Origin of the sequence: Citrobacter sp. RHB20-C16, assembly GCF_013890155.1 — a bacterium.
Taxonomy (GTDB): Bacteria; Pseudomonadota; Gammaproteobacteria; order Enterobacterales; family Enterobacteriaceae; genus Citrobacter_A; species Citrobacter_A amalonaticus.
This window is the reverse complement of record NZ_CP057630.1, coordinates 2,747,818-2,764,538: the sequence shown is the minus strand read 5'-3', so window position 1 is coordinate 2,764,538 and position 16,721 is coordinate 2,747,818. Positions and strand designations below refer to the sequence as shown.

Below are 16,721 nucleotides of genomic sequence, written 5' to 3'. Positions count from 1 at the left end.
GGCCTGGTATTTCCAGGCCGGTCAGGCGTTGGCTATTACGGCGTTGCCTGTTTTTGTGTCGGTTCGGTGGAGGTCTGGCGAGTCACAGGACGTTTTTCCGGCACGTTGTCGCATGGATTTTCCTTCGAACAGATCAGGTCGAGCATCTTCAGCGTGACGCCGTTGCTCCAGCCAAAACCATCCTGTAACGGATATTCACCGCCGCCACCGCCGGTTCCGGTGCTGCTGACGTCATATTTTTCCACCAGCTTTTGCTCGCGATCGTAAGTGTGCTGCACGTTGGTCAGAAAACGCCAGCTTACCTCCATTGCCACCTCACTCTGTCCATAGTTCTGTAAGCCCTCGGTGGCGACCCACTGCAACGGCGCCCAGCCGTTTGGCGCATCCCATTGCTGTCCGCTTTTCACCGAGGTGGTGGCAAGCCCGCCCGGCTGAAGCAGATGCGCGCGAGTGGCCACGGCCATTTTGCTGGCGCGATCTTTCGAGGCCGCGTTGACATACAGTGGGAACAGGGCGGCAGCGGTCAGTTGATTACGCACCTGCTTGCTCTTCAGATCGTAATCCGCATACCAGCCTTCTTTGTCATTCCACAGGTAGTGCTCAATCGCTTTCTGTCTGGCGTTCGCCAGCGAATCGTACTGGTTGGCTTTTGCTTCATCCCCCGCGGCTTTGCTGGCGCGCGCGAGGATTTTTTCCATCTTGTACAGCAGCGCGTTAAGATCCACCGGAACGATGCTGGTGGTCCGCAGCGTGCCGAGCTGCTGTGGGTTATCCATCCAGCGCGAACTGAAATCCCAGCCGGATGCCGCCGCAGCGCGCAGATCGCGATAAATGTCGGTGGCCGGACGGTTTGGATTGCTTTTTGCCGTGGCGATATCCTCAACCCAGGATTCCGGTCGCGGCGTATCCCGCTCATCCCAGTAGCGGTTCAAAATGGTGCCATCATCCAGTTTCACCACCCGTTTGTTCTGTTGACCTGCCTGCAGCGTTTCGACGCCTTCCATCCAGTAGAGATACTCTTTTTGCAGCTGCGGCAGGTATTTTTTCAGCGCATCGTCGCCGTCATGCTGCGCCAGCAGTTCCACCATCAGGGAGAAGAAGGGGGGCTGGGAACGGCTCAGATAGTAGGTGCGGTTGCCATTGGGGATATGACCGAAGGCATCAATCTCCCAGGCAAAGTTCGCCACCATATCGGCAATTTTGTCCCAGTGATCGCTTTCGGCAAGTCCCAACATGGTGAAGTAGCTGTCCCAGTAATAGACTTCCCGGAAGCGCCCGCCGGGTACCACGTAAGGTTCAGGCAGCGGCAGCAACGAATCCCATTTTCCCGCGCTTTCGGTAGAGCGTGTTAATACTGGCCACAGCCCGTCGATATGTTCGCGCAGCGATTGTCCTTCCGGCGGAACATATTTTTCTCCCTCTTTTGGCAACGTGAAGTTGACGCTCACAAAGTGGCGTAAATCGAAACTGGATTGATTTTTTTGCATCCGGTAATCCGCAAGGATCATCAGCGGATCGCTGTTTGGCACGGCATCAGCAAAGGTCTTTTGATCGGGGAACAGTCTGGCATTCTGCACATCGTTAAACAGCGGGCCGAGCAAAATATCCGGCGGTTGCGGCGGGGTAACCGGCATCTCTTCTGCGTGCACAGACAGTGAAGAGAAGGACAGAAGGGTGCCGGAAACCGCTAATTTTATGACCCACGACAGCGAACCAGACGTGCAAAAAGCAGGGGTATGCATTGATTCATCTCCTTAGTGTGTACCGAAAAACGGTATCTACCATGAGAAAATCGTAGTCCAGGATCGCCCCCGGCGCGTTGTTACCCTCCTTTTTTTGCGACGTTACAGGGTTTTCCTTTCCCTGACGACGCGATTTTGCGCCACATCAAGGGTCAACCGCTCACCCGTCTGCACATCGTCAAGTGCGTCGCCCTGCTGGCATATCCAGGCGATGCCCATCTCGCGGGCGATCAAGGCGCCATGCGCGAGCGGACTGCCTTCACGCAGGCAAATGCCTTTCACCACGTTCGGGTCGAATTCCGGCACCGTTGAGGGAAACAGATTGTCGGCGACCAGGATGGCAGGCGCGGTGAAATCAGGCAACGTCAGCGGGCTTTGCAGCAAATGACGTAGCGTGCGATGCAGGAGATCGTCGATATCGATGTAGCGCGCCTGCAGATAGGCATCATCCAGTTGCCGATACTGCATGCTGAGGCTGCTCAGCACCTGCTGCCAGGCATATTCCGCCGTACAGTGTTCACTACGCAGGATCCCGCAGGCGGTATCAAACAGCTCTGGATCGTCCAGCAACATATGGTGACCAGAGAAAATGGCCGCCAGGTTACCAGGCCAGTGTTCTTCCATGCGGGTGAGCAGCGTCATCAGATCGAGCAGGGTGAGATCCAGCGCGTTACGCAGTCGCGCCTGTTCTGCAACGGGACTGAGATCCGAGGCTTGTCGAACCGGCGGCAGCGTCGGGGTGTAACAGAACGCGCTGCCCGTAATCTTCTCCGTCGACGATGCGGTAATTGCGACATCGTCCAGCGATTCACCGAAGTTCTCCGCAGCCAGTTGGCTAAATGCGGCCAGCGCGTCATCCGCCTGCGCTCCGCTTGCCAGCAGACGGATCGTGTCATTACAGCGAACCTGCAACAGCGATATCTGATTAAGGCTATCCGGCGTGACGCACTTGCCATTTTTTTCCAGCAGCAGATCCGCGTCAAAGGCTGACAGCGTTGCCACAAGCCGGGACGCCGGACGAATGTGCAAACCGTTAGGGTTTTTGATCACCACGGACACTGATTTTGCCGCTGCGTCCGGTGCGCTAAAAACCGGAGTCATGCGGCGCTCATCAGCAGAAGAGGGTAAACCCAGTTGCTCGCGCTTAGCTTCAAGGGCGTTCGTCGCATCGGCGATGACCTTTTCGATATCCGCGCCCGCGGCGGCGCTCACCGTTGCCGCCAGCGTCCCTTCAACCAGTGGCGCGGCGCACAGTCGCACTTTCCCGGCAATGCTCGGGTCGAGAAGATCCAGCGCCGTTTCCGCACTGAGCAGGGCACTGCCGATGTCCATCATCACCAGCACGTGGTCGGTATCAGCAACAGACTCGATCGCCTCCATCACCTTGATAGGGTCGGTACCGATGGGGTTTTGCGGATCGTCGATACCGGCGGCAACGGCGATTTTACAGTCGCCGCCCATTAACATCTGTTGCGCCAGTTCGCCCACCCCCTCACCGAGGCGGGCGCTGTGAGAGACTATCACCAGGTTTACCATCTTACTGTCCTTACTCTTTTGCTGCGGCTGCCAGCATCTGGATCATAAACATCACCGAGGTTGCGCCCGGATCCTGATGCCCGATGCTGCGCTCGCCCAGATAGCTGGCGCGACCTTTGCGGGCTTGCATCGTAATTGTGCTTTGCGCGGCGGCTTCAGCCTGAACGGCGGCGGCGTCCAGCGCGGCGGTGACGGAGAGGTTCTGTTCGCTCGACTGGCGCAGTGACTCCGCCACCGGCACCCAGACATCACACATCGTTTTATCACCCGGCTCGGCTTTACCCCGGCTGATCACGCCATCGGCGCCTTCACGCATCATGTGATAGAGTTCATTAAGCGACAAACTCTGGTGCGCCTGAGTGACCTGCGCGGCGCGGATAAAAAAGGTGCCGAACAGCGGGCCGCTGGCTCCCCCGACGTTTGACAGCAGCGTCATCCCGGTATTTTTTAAAATGAACCCAATATCTTTATCCGCAATGGACGGTAATTTTTCGACCACTTTGCTAAAGCCGCGATGCATATTCAAACCGTGGTCGGCATCGCCAATCTCGCGATCCAGCCCGGTGAGATAATCACTCTCTTTGCTGAAAATCTCCCCGCAGCGATAAAGCCAACTCACAATTTGTTCTCTGTTCAGTGACATGACGCTCTCCTTAGTTGCCCCAATTCAGGCCTGGGGTATGAACCGGTGCGTCCCAGAGTGCCAGCGTCTCGTCATCCACTTTTAACAGGGTGATGGAAAAGCCGGTCATATCCAGTGACGTACAGTACGAACCAATCAAATTACGTTCGATAACGATACCCGCCTGCTGGCAGCGTTCGTCAAGGCGGTTATAGACGCCATACAGTTCAGAAAGCGGCGTGGCGCCGAGGTTATTGACCAGCGCGATGACGCGATCGCCACGCTGCAAAGGCTGTTTGCCTTGCTTATCCTCCTGCCAGACGCCCTGAGCGGGATCCCAGTGGCGCAGCGTGCGGCTATAGGTGCCGTTTTCCAGCAGGGTATCGAACATCTCATCAACGGTCTGATCGAGGGAGACGAAAGCGCGACGGTCGATGCCGGGCTCGCCGTGGATCCCGACTCCGAACTCCATTTCATTGTCGGCAAGGGTGAAAGAGGGCTGACCGGCGGCCGGAACCGTACAGGCAGCGAGGGCGATACCGATCGAATGGCCGTGATTATTAAGTTTACGGCCAAGTTCCGCACACGCTTCCAGGGAATCGCCGCGCTCTGCCGCCGCCCCGACCAGTTTTTCAATCAGCACGGTGTCGGCGACGCCGCGTCGTCCGGCGGTATAGAGACTGTCTTTGACGGCCACGTCGTCATCCACCACCACAGTGGTGACTTTCACGCCACTTTCGTGCAGCAGTTCAGTGGCGGTTTCGAAGTTAAGAATATCGCCGGTGTAGTTTTTCACGATCAGCAGCACGCCTTCGCCGCCGTCAATCTGCATGGCGCATTCAAACATTTTGTCGGGTGTTGGAGAGGTAAAAATTTCGCCGGGGCAGGCGCCAGACAGCATGCCCTGACCAATATAGCCGCAGTGCATGGGTTCATGCCCGCTGCCACCGCCGGAAAGCAGCGCGACTTTGCCCTGAACGGGGGCATCTGCACGGGTCACATACACCGGATCCTGATGCAGGGTCAGCGACGGGTGCGCTTTTGCGAGGCCAGCCAGTTGTTCACTCAGTACGTCTTCCACACGGTTAATCAGCTTTTTCATTCTCTTGCTCCGGGTCTTAGGCTCCAGGGGATCGATGGTGTACAACGCCACGGCGACCGCTCGCTGCCGATAACGTAATTGTGCCCCAGCGCGCCAAAAAGAAAATTCATCGATGTTATGTTCCAAAAGAGAACATTTATTTTGATGAATGTTCCATAACGGAACGTAAAAGCGCGAGATACCGCAGAATTGCGAGCGACCGCACCCTGAAATGAGGGAAAACAGACAGTGAATAACAGCGTGAACATAAGCGATGAATCGAATATCCCTGAATTTATTCGCGACTCGTGGCTACGCTGCGGCAAAATAATGCAGCGTGATTTCTGGGCGCAACCGCACCGGGCACAGGGACTGACGTTTGATTCGATTTGTCGGCGTAAGACGGCGATGCTCACGCTTGGACAGGCGGCGCTGGAGGACGCATGGGAATACATGGCGCCGCGAAAGTGTGCGCTGTTCATTCTGGATGAGAGTGCGTGTTTGCTGAGCCGCTGTGGCGATCCAAAAACGCTCGGGCAACTGGCGGAACTCGGTTTTGTCGACGGCACCTATTGTGCCGAAAGCATCATTGGCAGTTGCGCGCTGTCGCTGGCCTCTGTCGTAGGGCAACCGGTAAAAACGCTGCCCGATCACCATTTTAAACATGCGCTCGGTGCGTGGTGTTTTTGCTCAACGCCTGTTTTCGACAACCATGGACGCCTCTTAGGATCCATTGCGCTGGGCTGTCCGGCAGATCACGCATCGCCTGCCGATCTGCCATTAACCCTGGCGATTGCGCGTGAAGTGGGAAACTCGCTGCTCACCGACAGCCTGCTTGCCGAATCAAACCGTCATCTCAATCAACTGTACGGTTTGCTGGAGAGCATGGATGACGGCGTGATGACCTGGAACGCGCAGGGCAGTCTGCAATTCATCAATGCTCAGGCGGCACGGCTACTGCATCTTGATGTGACGGCTGCCCATGGCAAAAACCTCAATGAACTCCTGACGCTGCCCAGCGTGCTGGTGCGTGCGATCCGCCATCAGCGCCCGCTGCATCATGTTGAGGCGACATTTGAAAGCCAGCATCAGTTCATTGATACCGTGATTACTCTCAAACCGATTGTCGAAACGCAGGGCACCAGTTTTATTCTGCTGCTGCATCCGGTGGAGAAGATGCGCCAGTTGATGACCAGTCAATTGGGTAAAGTAAGCCATACCTTCGCGCAGATGGCGCAGGACGATCCGCAGACCCAGCGTATCGTTCATTTTGGTCGTCAGGCGGCGCGGGGCAGTTTTCCGGTGTTGTTATGCGGCGAAGAGGGCGTGGGTAAAGAGTTGCTGAGTCAGGCTATTCATAATGCCAGCGAACGGGCAGAAGGCCCGTATATTGCGGTGAACTGTCAGCTGTATGCCGATCAGGTACGGGATTTTATCGCCAGTACGGCGGATGACGACAGCGAAGGGCGGTTGAGCCGCCTGGAACTGGCGCACGGCGGTACGCTGTACCTGGAAAAAATTGAGTATCTGGCGCCAGAACTGCAGTCGGCGTTGTTACAGGTGATTAAACAAGGGGTGATCACTCGCCTGGACGCGCGGCGGGTGGTGCCAGTTGACGTGAAAGTGATTGCCGCCACAACGGTAGATCTGGCGCGGCTGGTGGAACAAAACCGCTTTAGCCGCCAGCTCTATTACGCGTTGCACGCCTTTGAAATAATGATTCCACCGCTGCGACAGCGGCGTAACAGCATTCCTTCGCTGGTGAATCACCGCCTGCGTCGCCTGGAAAAACGCTTTTCGACCCGCCTGTTTATGGATGACGATGTGCTGACTCCGCTGATTGCCTGCGACTGGCCGGGGAATGACTTCGAGCTCAACAGTGTCATTGAAAATACGGCGCTGAGAAGTGACAACGGGCGTATTCACCTGAACCATCTGCCGGAATATCTCTTTAACGAGCACCGTGCCTCAGAACCCGCGACCGATCGTTTCTCTGCCAGCGTCGCTTTCAGTGATATTGAGAAAGACGCCATTATTCATGTGGCAAGGGTGACCGGTGGGCGGATTCAGGAGATGGCCAGCCTGCTGAAAATTGGCCGCACCACCTTGTGGCGAAAAATGAAATTGTACCATATCAACGCGGCTCATTTTAAGTTGAGTCCCTGATAAGCGGGATTGTTGCAGGAGAGTGAAGGCGATTTTTGTAGGTTGCGACAAAGGGTACCCATGACGGGTGCCCTTTGTGCGATCTGCAGTCTGGTACCAGGGAGGCGGGTCTGTTCTGAACGGTGAGTCCAACGGGTCGATGGACACTATCCCTGATACCCGGCTAAATATGCTTCGTTATAACAACGTGATAAGGTTAAAAACCTGCCATAATGGCAGATTCCTTTCATTCTTAATTAGAGGTTTGCAACGTTATGATAGACTTTTTGAACATCATCGTCATCTTCAAGGGCATTAACAAGACCTTCAAAGATTTCTAAATCTTCTGGTGAAAGTTCAACTTCAGATTGAGCAATCATTTCTAATTCTGTTGTTGAGAATTCAGTAATACCTGCTGCTTTTAGCGCTGCAATTCCTTTGTGAAGGTCCGTAGGTTCAGTATAAATAACGATGTTTCCTTCTTCTTCGGTTACATCGCGAACATCAACTTCAGCTTCAAGCAAAATTTCAAAAATATGGTCAGGGTCTGTTCCTTTAAATACAATCACGCCAGTATTGTCAAACATATAGCTGACAGAACCTGCCGCGCCGATATTGCCGCCTTTTTTATTGAAAATTGTGCGGACATTAGCAATCGTACGGTTAACATTCGACGTTAACGTTTCAGCGATAACCATTGCACCATTGGGGCCAAAGCCTTCATAACGCCCTGGCACGAACGTTTCATCTCCGCCACCTTTAGCTTTATCAATGGCTTTATCAATAACGTGTTTTGGGACCTGTGCTTGTTTTGCACGTTCAATAACGAACTTTAAAGATGTGTTTAATTCAGGGTCTGGTTCACCTTGTTTAGCCGCGGCATAAATTTCTACACCGAACTTTGCATATACGTTAGATGTTGCACCGTCTTTAGCCGTTTTTTTAGCAACAATATTGGCCCATTTACGTCCCACTGGAATAGTCCCCTCGAAAATTTAATCACAAAGCATACAGGTTAATAACCTGCGTGCTTTTCCTCGTACATTATATCATGATATGTAAATTCTCGTCTATGAGAAATAAAAATATCCCATTTCATGGAGTGTTGTTTTAATACTATCAATTGTTAATATTATGGATAAACTATATTCGAAATGTTTCTGATTCTTTTCCTATTCTTAATTGTTGAACCGCAGCAATAATACATACGACAAGAGAAACAAAAGTGATTAACCTGGCAAAATACCTTTTTAAAGGCTTTCGATAACGCATTAACTAAACAGCTATCAAAATGCTGGGTCTGGCATTATGCAGGCCACAGGAGAGATCGGATTATGAAGGTTGTCATTTCAAATGGCATTCATGCAAGTACCGCCTTCGCCTTATATAACACGTTCACGTCTGCTGTTGGCTCGCAGAGGATAGACTGGCTGGTCCTCAGGTCTGCTATGAACGATAAACGAAGGTCAGAAGCGCCTGAAAACTCGCTATCAGAAGAAATACTCTTTATTAACTACACCATGAAATACCTTTTGGTGATAGGGTTATATTTCTCAATAACAGGAGATAAAACTAATGATTGTAAGAACCTGGCACGGCTGCGTTCCACTTGAACATGCGGATGGTTTTGCTATGCATCTGGAGAAAACAGGAGTAGAGCATTCAAAGAGCATCCCAGGAAACATAGGCGCGTTTGTTCGCAGAGAAACGCAGGGTGGTTGGGAACTTTTTTTTCTTGCTACCTACTGGCAGGATCTCCAGTCGGTGAAGGCGTTTGCTGGAGAAAACTATCACGTGGCGGTCACCTACCCGGATGACGAAGAATTTGAACTACTTTCTGATCCTTACGTTTTCCAGCATGTTGTTGAGTCCGTCTCACCCCTTTAATCCCATGTCGGGGCAACCTGTCTGTAACCCGGAAGTAGAATAACACCCGTACTAATTACTATCAGCAACGTCCGCTCATGGCACATAGCCGACGTGATATTGATTTCCCCTGGCGACGAGTTTTGCCCAACATTTCAAAGAAAATGTGGGCAGCATGTCGATGGACTACCCTATGCGTTAGCGCATGTTGTTGGCCTGCGATCGTCTGAAAAATACCGAAACATCGTCGTACTGATTGCCAACGCGTTGGATTACGAGTCTGACAGTGCGTTTGGTAAAGTCTTTAAACGTCTGATGGGCTGTTCACCCAGATTGCACCGCCAGGTAAGCGGCAGCAATTAAAAATCCACGCCAGGCGTGGATTTTTGAGGGGGCGATAGCAGGAGATTAGTGTTCACGCCTTGCCATCAACAGTGCCAGGTCGACGAGGCGGTTGGAGAATCCCCATTCATTGTCATACCACGCCAGAATTTTGACCATATTTCCGCCAATCACCAGCGTCGACAGGCCGTCGATAATGGAAGAACGCGGGTCGCCCTGGTAGTCGCTTGAGACGAGTGGTTCATCGCTGTAACCGAGGATCCCTTTCAGTGGTCCCGCTGCGGCGGCTTCACGAAACGCATTATTGACCTCTTCCGTCGTCACATCCCGCTCAAGCGTTACGGTTAGATCGACAATGGAAACCACCGGAACCGGTACGCGCAGCGAGTAACCGGTCAAACGACCATCCAGCTCAGGAATGACTTTGCCAAGCGCCTTCGCGGCACCGCTGGAGTAAGGCACAATCGACAGTGCGGCGGCGCGAGCGCCACGAAGGTCTTTTTCCGGCTGGTCATGCAGCGCCTGACTGTTGGTATAGGCGTGGGTGGTGTTCATCAGACCATGCTTAATACCGAAATGCTGGTGCAGAACCTGCGCGGCAGGTGCCAGACCGTTAGTGGTGCAACTACCGTTGCTGACCACGACGTGTTTATCCGGGGAGTAGAGGCCATCGTTAACGCCCATCACGATGGTTAAATCTTCGTTTTTACCGGGGGCGGAGATAATCACGCGCTTTGCACCACCGCTGTGGATATGCACCGCTGCTTTGTCACGGTCAGTGAAGAAGCCGGTTGCTTCAATAACAATATCAACTTCGCTTTGACGCCATGGGATGTTGGCGGGGTCGCGTTCGCTGAACACGGTAATGGGTTTACCGTCAACGACAAGCTGCCCTTCACCGGCGGTGACGTCGGCATCGAGTTTTCCGAGCAGCGAATCGTATTTCAGCAGATGCGCCAGTGTCTTACTGTCTGTCAGATCGTTGATTGCCACAATCTGAATATCCGGGTTACCCAGCGCTGCACGCAGTACGTTGCGTCCGATACGGCCAAAACCGTTAATACCGACCTTTACCATGATTAACTCCTTATCTGTTGTCTCTGAAGGTAATGTAGGTCGGTCATCAGTTGGCGTAAATGACAAAAAAGGATCACTTTACGCCATTTTACGACAGTGAAAGCGCTGACGATATTCTCCCGGGGTGAGCTGGAGCTGTTTTTCAAACAGTCGCCGTAGGTTAATGCTGCTGCCAAATCCCGTTTGTTCAGCGATACGATCCAGCGTCTCGTTGGTCTGCTCCAGACGCTGTCGTGCAGCAGCCAGACGAGCTTCGGCGACGTAACGGGCCGGCGAAGCGCCGGTTTCCCGGGTAAACACGCGGGTGAAATTACGCGGGCTCATGGCGACTTTTGCCGCCAGTTTATCCACACTCAGGTCGGCGGTGAGGTTTTCGAGCAGCCAGGCCTGTAGATCGCTAATGGGGCCCTGGGTACTGCTCTGCTGAAGGTTGTAGCGGCTAAACTGCAACTGGCCTCCGGGTCGGCGCAGGTACATGACGAAGTCCTGAGCGATGTCGCGTGCCAGACTGAAGCCGTAGTCCTCTTCAACCAGGGCAAGCGTCAGGTCAAAGCCGGAACTGACTCCGCCTGACGTCCAGATGTGTTCGTCCTGAATGTAGAGCGGACCGCCTTCGACGCGCACCTGAGGGAATTCTGCCTGCATAGTTTCCAGTAGCTTCCAGTGGGTGGTGGCTCGTCTGCCGTCCAGCAGTCCGGTTTGCGCCAGCAGCATCGCGCCGCCGCAAATGGATGCAATGCGGCGGGCATGGGGAGCGGCAAGGCGCAGCCAGTCAACCACTGCAATCCCTTCCTGCGGATTTTGACCTCTGCCGGTGATAATGATGGTATCCAGAGGCTCACGAGGGTCAATTTCATGCAGGCGATGATCTGCCAGTAAATTTAAACCAGACTGACCATGGATCACCTGATGCGGTTGAGTTGTTGCTAACTGCACCTGGTAACAGATGTCCGTAGCACCTTCCGGATGCAGGCGATTGGCCTGCATCAGAATGTCGGCAATACCAGCGGATTCAAACAGCATACCGCCATCGGGGACAATGATGAGTATCTTCTTCATGTCCTGAAAAGTAATCTTTTTACAGAATAAGTCAACAGCACAGACGCAGATGGAAGCGGTCTTATCCCTGCCGCAGAGACTGTCCCGCCTCTGACCGCCAGTAAACGGGCGGTGAGTCGTGACAATAAGCGGCGAAGAGAGGGTCAATCAATTCATCAGGCTGGCGTAGAGGTATTCGCAGTGACCCTGACCCACGACAGAGGCATTACTGACATTGGCGTTTACTCAACGGGCAACCGGCATTGCGGCGCCATGCGCCGGGGGCCTGACCATACTGACGCTTGAAGCTGCGGTTGAATGACTGCTGAGAGTCAAAGCCCAACGCGATCGCCACGTTCAAAATCGGTTCGTCGCTGTGGGTTAAGCGTTCAACCGATTTTCGCAGCTTTTGCGCGCGAATATACCCGGCGATGGGATAACCCGTATGTTCTTTGAAGATGCGCTGAAGGTGCCATTTCGAATAACCGGCTCGTCTGGAAACGGTGTCGATGTCCAGGCGGTTATCAAGGTTGTTATTGATCCAGTCGAGTAAATCGTGAATAAATGCGCCAGTGTTCATCTCGCTTCCCCCGGGCTGCGTATCAAAAAGCATCTTTATCTGTTGCATTTAAAGGTGGCTCCTTTTGAAAATAATTGCAAGTTTTATTGTTACATTTAAATCCCTGCCTGAAACAGGTCTTTTCACATCCGCTCAAATAGCACATAAAGTGCAACAATTATTCTTGCACTTAGTTAAGCGCCTTCCTACAATCGCCGCGATAGTGTATTTGCAACTGTTACAGTTTTGTGGCGATGAACGACACAAATGGCCTTAAGTCAGCTACCGGACAAAGGAGGTGGCGCGGCGTCTCCCGCAGCGTCTTGCCCGGCGGCTACCAATACCGGAATAAAAATAATGAGCCTGCAAAAAACCTGGGGTAACGTTTATCCGAGCGCGCTGGGGGTGATGTTGCTCTCTATGTTGCTTGTCGGATGTGATAACAGCGTCGCGCAAAACGCCGCGCCGCCTGCGCCCGCCGTCAGTGCTGCTGACGTGGTCGTAAAATCCATTAGCCAGTGGGATAGCTTTAACGGTCGGATTGAAGCGGTGGAGAGCGTCCAGCTACGCCCCCGCGTCTCTGGTTACATTGATAAAGTGAATTACACCGACGGTCAGGAAGTGAAAAAGGGCGAGGTGCTGTTCACGATTGATGACCGAACCTATCGCGCGGCGCTGGAACAGGCGCAGGCGAACCTGGCAAGAGCTAAAACGCAGGCAAGCCTGGCGCGAAGTGAGGCAAACCGCACCGATAAACTGGTCAACACGAATGTGGTATCCCGCGAAGAGTGGGAGCAGCGCCGTTCGGCTGCCACCCAGGCGCAGGCCGATATTCGCGCTGCGCAGGCGGCGGTTGACGCCGCGCAGCTGAATCTGGACTTCACCAAAGTCACCGCGCCTATTGACGGTCGCGCCAGCCGGGCGCTGATCACCAGCGGGAACCTGGTGACTGCGGGCGACAGCGCCAGCGTCCTCACCACGGTGGTCTCGCAGAAGACGGTTTACGTCTATTTTGACGTGGACGAGTCAACCTATCTCCACTATCAAAATCTGGCCCGTAGCGGGCAGGGGGCGTCCAGCCATCACACGGCGCTGCCGGTTGAGATTGGCCTGACGGGCGAGGAGGGCTATCCCCATCAGGGCAAAGTGGACTTCCTGGATAACCAGCTGACGCCGAGTACCGGCACCATCCGTATGCGCGCGCTGCTGGATAACGCGCAGCGTCAGTTCACACCGGGACTTTTTGCCCGCGTACGCCTGCCGGGTAGCGCGGAATTCAAAGCCACGCTGATTGACGACAAAGCGGTGCTGACCGATCAGGATCGTAAGTACGTGTATATCGTGGATAAAGAGGGTAAAGCACAGCGTCGTGATATTACGCCGGGGCGTCTCGCCGCCGGCTTACGCATCGTGCAGCAGGGACTGAACCCTGGCGACAGAGTCATCGTCGAGGGCTTACAAAAAGTGTTTATGCCGGGTATGCCGGTTAACGCCAAAACCGTTGCCATGACCGCCAGCAGCGCCCTCAACTGATCCCTTGACCTGAGAATCCAACCCATGGACTTTTCCCGCTTTTTCATCGACAGGCCGATTTTTGCCGCCGTCCTGTCGATTCTGATTTTTATCACCGGGTTAATCGCCATCCCGCTGCTGCCGGTGAGCGAATATCCTGACGTCGTGCCGCCAAGCGTGCAGGTGCGCGCGGAATACCCCGGCGCCAACCCGAAAGTGATTGCCGAGACCGTGGCGACGCCGCTGGAAGAGGCGATCAACGGCGTTGAGAACATGATGTACATGAAGTCCGTCGCGGGCTCCGACGGCGTGCTGGTGACCACCGTCACCTTCCGTCCGGGAACCGACCCGGATCAGGCGCAGGTTCAGGTGCAAAACCGCGTTGCGCAGGCCGAAGCGCGTCTGCCGGAAGACGTGCGGCGTTTGGGCATTACCACCCAGAAACAGTCCCCGACGCTGACGCTGGTGGTGCATCTGTTTTCGCCCAACGGTAAGTACGACTCCCTGTATATGCGTAACTACGCCACGCTGAAGGTGAAGGACGAGCTGGCGCGCCTGCCGGGCGTCGGCCAGATCCAGATTTTCGGCTCGGGTGAATACGCGATGCGCATCTGGCTGGATCCCAACAAGGTGGCGGCGCGCGGGCTGACCGCGTCGGATGTGGTGACAGCGATGCAGGAGCAAAACATACAGGTGTCCGCCGGGCAGCTTGGTGCCGAGCCGCTGCCGAAAGAGAGCGATTTTCTGATCTCCATTAACGCCCAGGGCCGTCTGCATACAGAAGAAGAGTTTGGCAATATTGTCCTGAAAACGACGCAGGACGGTACGGTCGTCCGCCTGCGCGACGTGGCGCGTATCGAAATGGGGTCCGGCAGCTATGCGCTGCGTTCCCAGTTGAACAATAAAGACGCGGTCGGGATTGGTATCTTCCAGTCGCCGGGGGCGAACGCCATTGATTTGTCTAACGCGGTACGCGCGAAAATGGACGAACTGTCCACGCGCTTCCCGGCAGATATGAAGTGGGCGGCACCTTACGATCCGACGGTCTTTGTACGTGATTCGATTCGTGCGGTGGTGAAAACGCTACTGGAAGCGGTGGTGCTGGTGGTGCTGGTGGTGATCCTGTTCCTGCAAACCTGGCGCGCGTCGATTATTCCGCTGATCGCGGTGCCGGTTTCGGTGGTGGGTACTTTCAGCATTCTCTACCTGCTGGGCTTCTCGCTGAATACCCTGAGTTTGTTCGGGTTGGTATTAGCCATCGGTATCGTGGTGGACGACGCCATCGTGGTGGTGGAAAACGTCGAGCGAAACATTGAAGAGGGGCTTGCGCCTCTTGCGGCAGCTCACCAGGCGATGCGAGAAGTGTCCGGGCCGATTATCGCGATTGCGCTGGTGCTGTGTGCGGTGTTTGTGCCGATGGCGTTTCTCTCGGGCGTCACCGGGCAGTTCTACAAGCAGTTTGCGGTGACGATCGCGATTTCCACGGTCATCTCTGCCATTAACTCGCTGACGCTCTCTCCGGCACTGGCGGCACTGCTGTTAAAACCGCACGGCGCGCCGAAAGATTTCCCGACCCGGCTAATCGATCGTCTGTTCGGCTGGATTTTCCGTCCGTTTAACCGCTTTTTCCACCGCAGTTCAAACGGCTATCAGGGGCTGGTGGGCAAAACGCTGGGACGACGCGGCGCGGTATTTGCGGTGTATCTGCTGCTGCTTTGTGCCGCAGGCGTCATGTTTAAAGCGGTGCCCGGCGGGTTTATCCCGACGCAGGATAAGCTGTATCTGATTGGCGGCGTGAAAATGCCGGAAGGTTCGTCGCTGGCGCGCACCGACGCGGTGATCCGCAAAATGAGCGAAATCGGGATGAATACCGAAGGCGTGGACTATGCGGTTGCGTTCCCGGGGCTGAACGCGCTGCAGTTCACCAACACGCCGAATACCGGGACCGTCTTTTTTGGCCTGAAGCCGTTCGACCAGCGTAAACATTCTGCGGCGGAAATAAATGCGGAGATCAACACGAAAATTGCGCAAATTCAGGAAGGTTTTGGCTTCTCCATTCTGCCGCCGCCGATATTAGGGTTGGGGCAGGGCTCCGGGTATTCGCTGTATATTCAGGATCGCGCAGGTCTGGGTTATGGCGCGCTGCAAAACGCGGTGAATACCATGTCCGGGGCGATTATGCAGACGCCGGGAATGCATTTTCCGATCTCAACTTATCAGGCTAACGTTCCGCAGTTGGATGTACAGGTCGATCGTGATAAGGCGAAAGCGCAGGGCGTGTTGCTGACCGACCTTTTCGGTACGCTGCAAACCTATCTGGGCTCGTCGTACGTGAATGACTTCAACCAGTTCGGCCGTACCTGGCGCGTGATGGCGCAGGCTGACGGGCAGTTCCGCGACAGCGTGGAAGACATAGCCAATTTACGCACCCGTAATAGCCAGGGCGAAATGGTGCCAATTGGCAGTATGGTGAAAATCACGACCACCTACGGGCCGGATCCGGTAATCCGCTACAACGGCTACCCGGCGGCGGATCTGATTGGCGATGCCGACCCGCGCGTGCTCTCGTCTGCGCAGGCGATGACGCAGCTGGACGCGATGTCTAAGCAGATCCTGCCGAACGGGATGAACATTGAATGGACGGATCTGAGCTTCCAGCAGGCCACCCAGGGCAACACGGCGCTGATCGTCTTCCCGGTCGCGGTGCTGCTGGCGTTCCTGGTCCTGGCGGCGCTGTATGAAAGCTGGACGCTGCCGCTGGCGGTGATCCTTATCGTCCCGATGACCATGCTCTCCGCGCTGTTTGGCGTCTGGCTGACCGGGGGTGATAACAACGTGTTCGTGCAGGTGGGACTGGTGGTGCTGATGGGGCTGGCCTGTAAAAACGCGATTCTTATCGTGGAGTTTGCCCGCGAGCTGGAAATTCAGGGCAAAGGCATTATGGAAGCCGCGCTGGAGGCGTGCCGCCTGCGTTTACGTCCGATTGTGATGACCTCCATCGCCTTTATTGCCGGGACTATTCCGCTGATCCTCGGCCACGGCGCGGGCGCAGAAGTGCGCGGCGTCACCGGGATCACGGTCTTCTCCGGGATGCTGGGCGTGACGCTGTTTGGTCTGTTCCTGACGCCGGTGTTTTACGTGACGCTGCGTAAGTTCGTTACGCGCGGTAAACCGATAAGGGATGTTTTGCCGGTTTCTTAA

The 16,721-nt window shown here is 54.8% G+C and carries 12 protein-coding genes; 4 read left to right on the top strand and 8 right to left on the bottom strand.

What is annotated here, in order from left to right; translation table 11 throughout:
- Positions 1-35: 35 nt before the first annotated feature.
- From HVX64_RS13210 to dhaK, 4 genes are all read right to left on the bottom strand, one after another.
- Positions 36-1,742 (bottom strand): alpha,alpha-trehalase, encoded by a 1,707-nt coding sequence (locus tag HVX64_RS13210; protein WP_044257669.1) that lies wholly within the window; start codon positions 1,740-1,742, stop codon positions 36-38.
- A gap of 102 nt (positions 1,743-1,844) precedes the next feature.
- Positions 1,845-3,278, bottom strand: coding sequence for a dihydroxyacetone kinase phosphoryl donor subunit DhaM (gene dhaM, locus HVX64_RS13205; protein ID WP_044257670.1), 1,434 nt, complete (start codon positions 3,276-3,278; stop codon positions 1,845-1,847).
- A gap of 10 nt (positions 3,279-3,288) precedes the next feature.
- Entirely contained in the window at positions 3,289-3,921 is a 633-nt protein-coding gene (gene dhaL, locus HVX64_RS13200; RefSeq protein ID WP_044257671.1) for a dihydroxyacetone kinase subunit DhaL, read from the bottom strand.
- A 10-nt stretch (positions 3,922-3,931) separates the two neighbouring features.
- Positions 3,932-5,002, bottom strand: coding sequence for a dihydroxyacetone kinase subunit DhaK (gene dhaK, locus HVX64_RS13195; RefSeq protein ID WP_181825030.1), 1,071 nt, complete (start codon positions 5,000-5,002; stop codon positions 3,932-3,934).
- Positions 5,003-5,242: 240 nt separating this feature from the next.
- Between dhaK and dhaR the strand changes: the two genes are divergently transcribed.
- A complete protein-coding gene (gene dhaR, locus HVX64_RS13190; protein ID WP_181825433.1) occupies positions 5,243-7,147 on the top strand; it encodes a dihydroxyacetone kinase operon transcriptional regulator DhaR in 1,905 nt (634 codons plus the stop codon).
- Between the two features lie 236 nt (positions 7,148-7,383).
- Here the strand turns inward: dhaR and HVX64_RS13185 are convergent, their stop codons facing one another.
- Complete coding sequence (locus HVX64_RS13185; protein WP_043000457.1) at positions 7,384-8,100, bottom strand: YebC/PmpR family DNA-binding transcriptional regulator; 717 nt, start codon at positions 8,098-8,100, stop codon at positions 7,384-7,386.
- 601 nt (positions 8,101-8,701) lie between these two features.
- Here HVX64_RS13185 and HVX64_RS13180 point away from each other — a divergent pair.
- The gene (locus tag HVX64_RS13180) at positions 8,702-9,013 is read left to right on the top strand and encodes a hypothetical protein (protein ID WP_044257675.1); all 312 of its coding nucleotides are present in this window, start codon (positions 8,702-8,704) and stop codon (positions 9,011-9,013) included.
- 387 nt (positions 9,014-9,400) lie between these two features.
- Here the strand turns inward: HVX64_RS13180 and gap are convergent, their stop codons facing one another.
- The 3 genes from gap to HVX64_RS13165 form a co-directional block, all read right to left on the bottom strand.
- A complete protein-coding gene (gene gap, locus HVX64_RS13175) occupies positions 9,401-10,411 on the bottom strand; it encodes a type I glyceraldehyde-3-phosphate dehydrogenase (protein WP_043000460.1) in 1,011 nt (336 codons plus the stop codon).
- A 78-nt stretch (positions 10,412-10,489) separates the two neighbouring features.
- The gene (locus tag HVX64_RS13170) at positions 10,490-11,470 is read right to left on the bottom strand and encodes a helix-turn-helix domain-containing protein (protein ID WP_043000461.1); all 981 of its coding nucleotides are present in this window, start codon (positions 11,468-11,470) and stop codon (positions 10,490-10,492) included.
- Positions 11,471-11,675: 205 nt separating this feature from the next.
- Positions 11,676-12,029 carry a helix-turn-helix domain-containing protein gene (locus tag HVX64_RS13165; protein WP_043001911.1) on the bottom strand — a complete coding sequence of 118 codons (354 nt, stop codon included), beginning with the start codon at positions 12,027-12,029 and terminating at the stop codon, positions 11,676-11,678.
- 336 nt (positions 12,030-12,365) lie between these two features.
- On the opposite strand from HVX64_RS13165, the gene HVX64_RS13160 reads away from it, so the two are divergent.
- Together HVX64_RS13160 and oqxB are read left to right on the top strand one after the other, a co-directional pair.
- Entirely contained in the window at positions 12,366-13,541 is a 1,176-nt protein-coding gene (locus HVX64_RS13160; RefSeq protein ID WP_044257676.1) for an efflux RND transporter periplasmic adaptor subunit, read from the top strand.
- A gap of 24 nt (positions 13,542-13,565) precedes the next feature.
- Positions 13,566-16,721, top strand: coding sequence for a multidrug efflux RND transporter permease subunit OqxB (gene oqxB / locus HVX64_RS13155; RefSeq protein WP_044257677.1), 3,156 nt, complete (start codon positions 13,566-13,568; stop codon positions 16,719-16,721).

Excerpts from the sequence above, each read along its gene's own strand:
- HVX64_RS13210 (WP_044257669.1), bottom strand. The coding sequence starts at position 1,742 with ATGCATACCCCTGCTTTTTGCACGTCTGGTTCGCTGTCGTGGGTCATA.
- dhaM (WP_044257670.1), bottom strand. The coding sequence starts at position 3,278 with ATGGTAAACCTGGTGATAGTCTCTCACAGCGCCCGCCTCGGTGAGGGG.
- dhaL (WP_044257671.1), bottom strand. The coding sequence starts at position 3,921 with ATGTCACTGAACAGAGAACAAATTGTGAGTTGGCTTTATCGCTGCGGG.
- dhaK (WP_181825030.1), bottom strand. The coding sequence starts at position 5,002 with ATGAAAAAGCTGATTAACCGTGTGGAAGACGTACTGAGTGAACAACTG.
- HVX64_RS13180 (WP_044257675.1), top strand. The coding sequence starts at position 8,702 with ATGATTGTAAGAACCTGGCACGGCTGCGTTCCACTTGAACATGCGGAT.
- gap (WP_043000460.1), bottom strand. The coding sequence starts at position 10,411 with ATGGTAAAGGTCGGTATTAACGGTTTTGGCCGTATCGGACGCAACGTA.
- HVX64_RS13170 (WP_043000461.1), bottom strand. The coding sequence starts at position 11,470 with ATGAAGAAGATACTCATCATTGTCCCCGATGGCGGTATGCTGTTTGAA.
- HVX64_RS13165 (WP_043001911.1), bottom strand. The coding sequence starts at position 12,029 with ATGAACACTGGCGCATTTATTCACGATTTACTCGACTGGATCAATAAC.
- HVX64_RS13160 (WP_044257676.1), top strand. The coding sequence starts at position 12,366 with ATGAGCCTGCAAAAAACCTGGGGTAACGTTTATCCGAGCGCGCTGGGG.
- oqxB (WP_044257677.1), top strand. The coding sequence starts at position 13,566 with ATGGACTTTTCCCGCTTTTTCATCGACAGGCCGATTTTTGCCGCCGTC.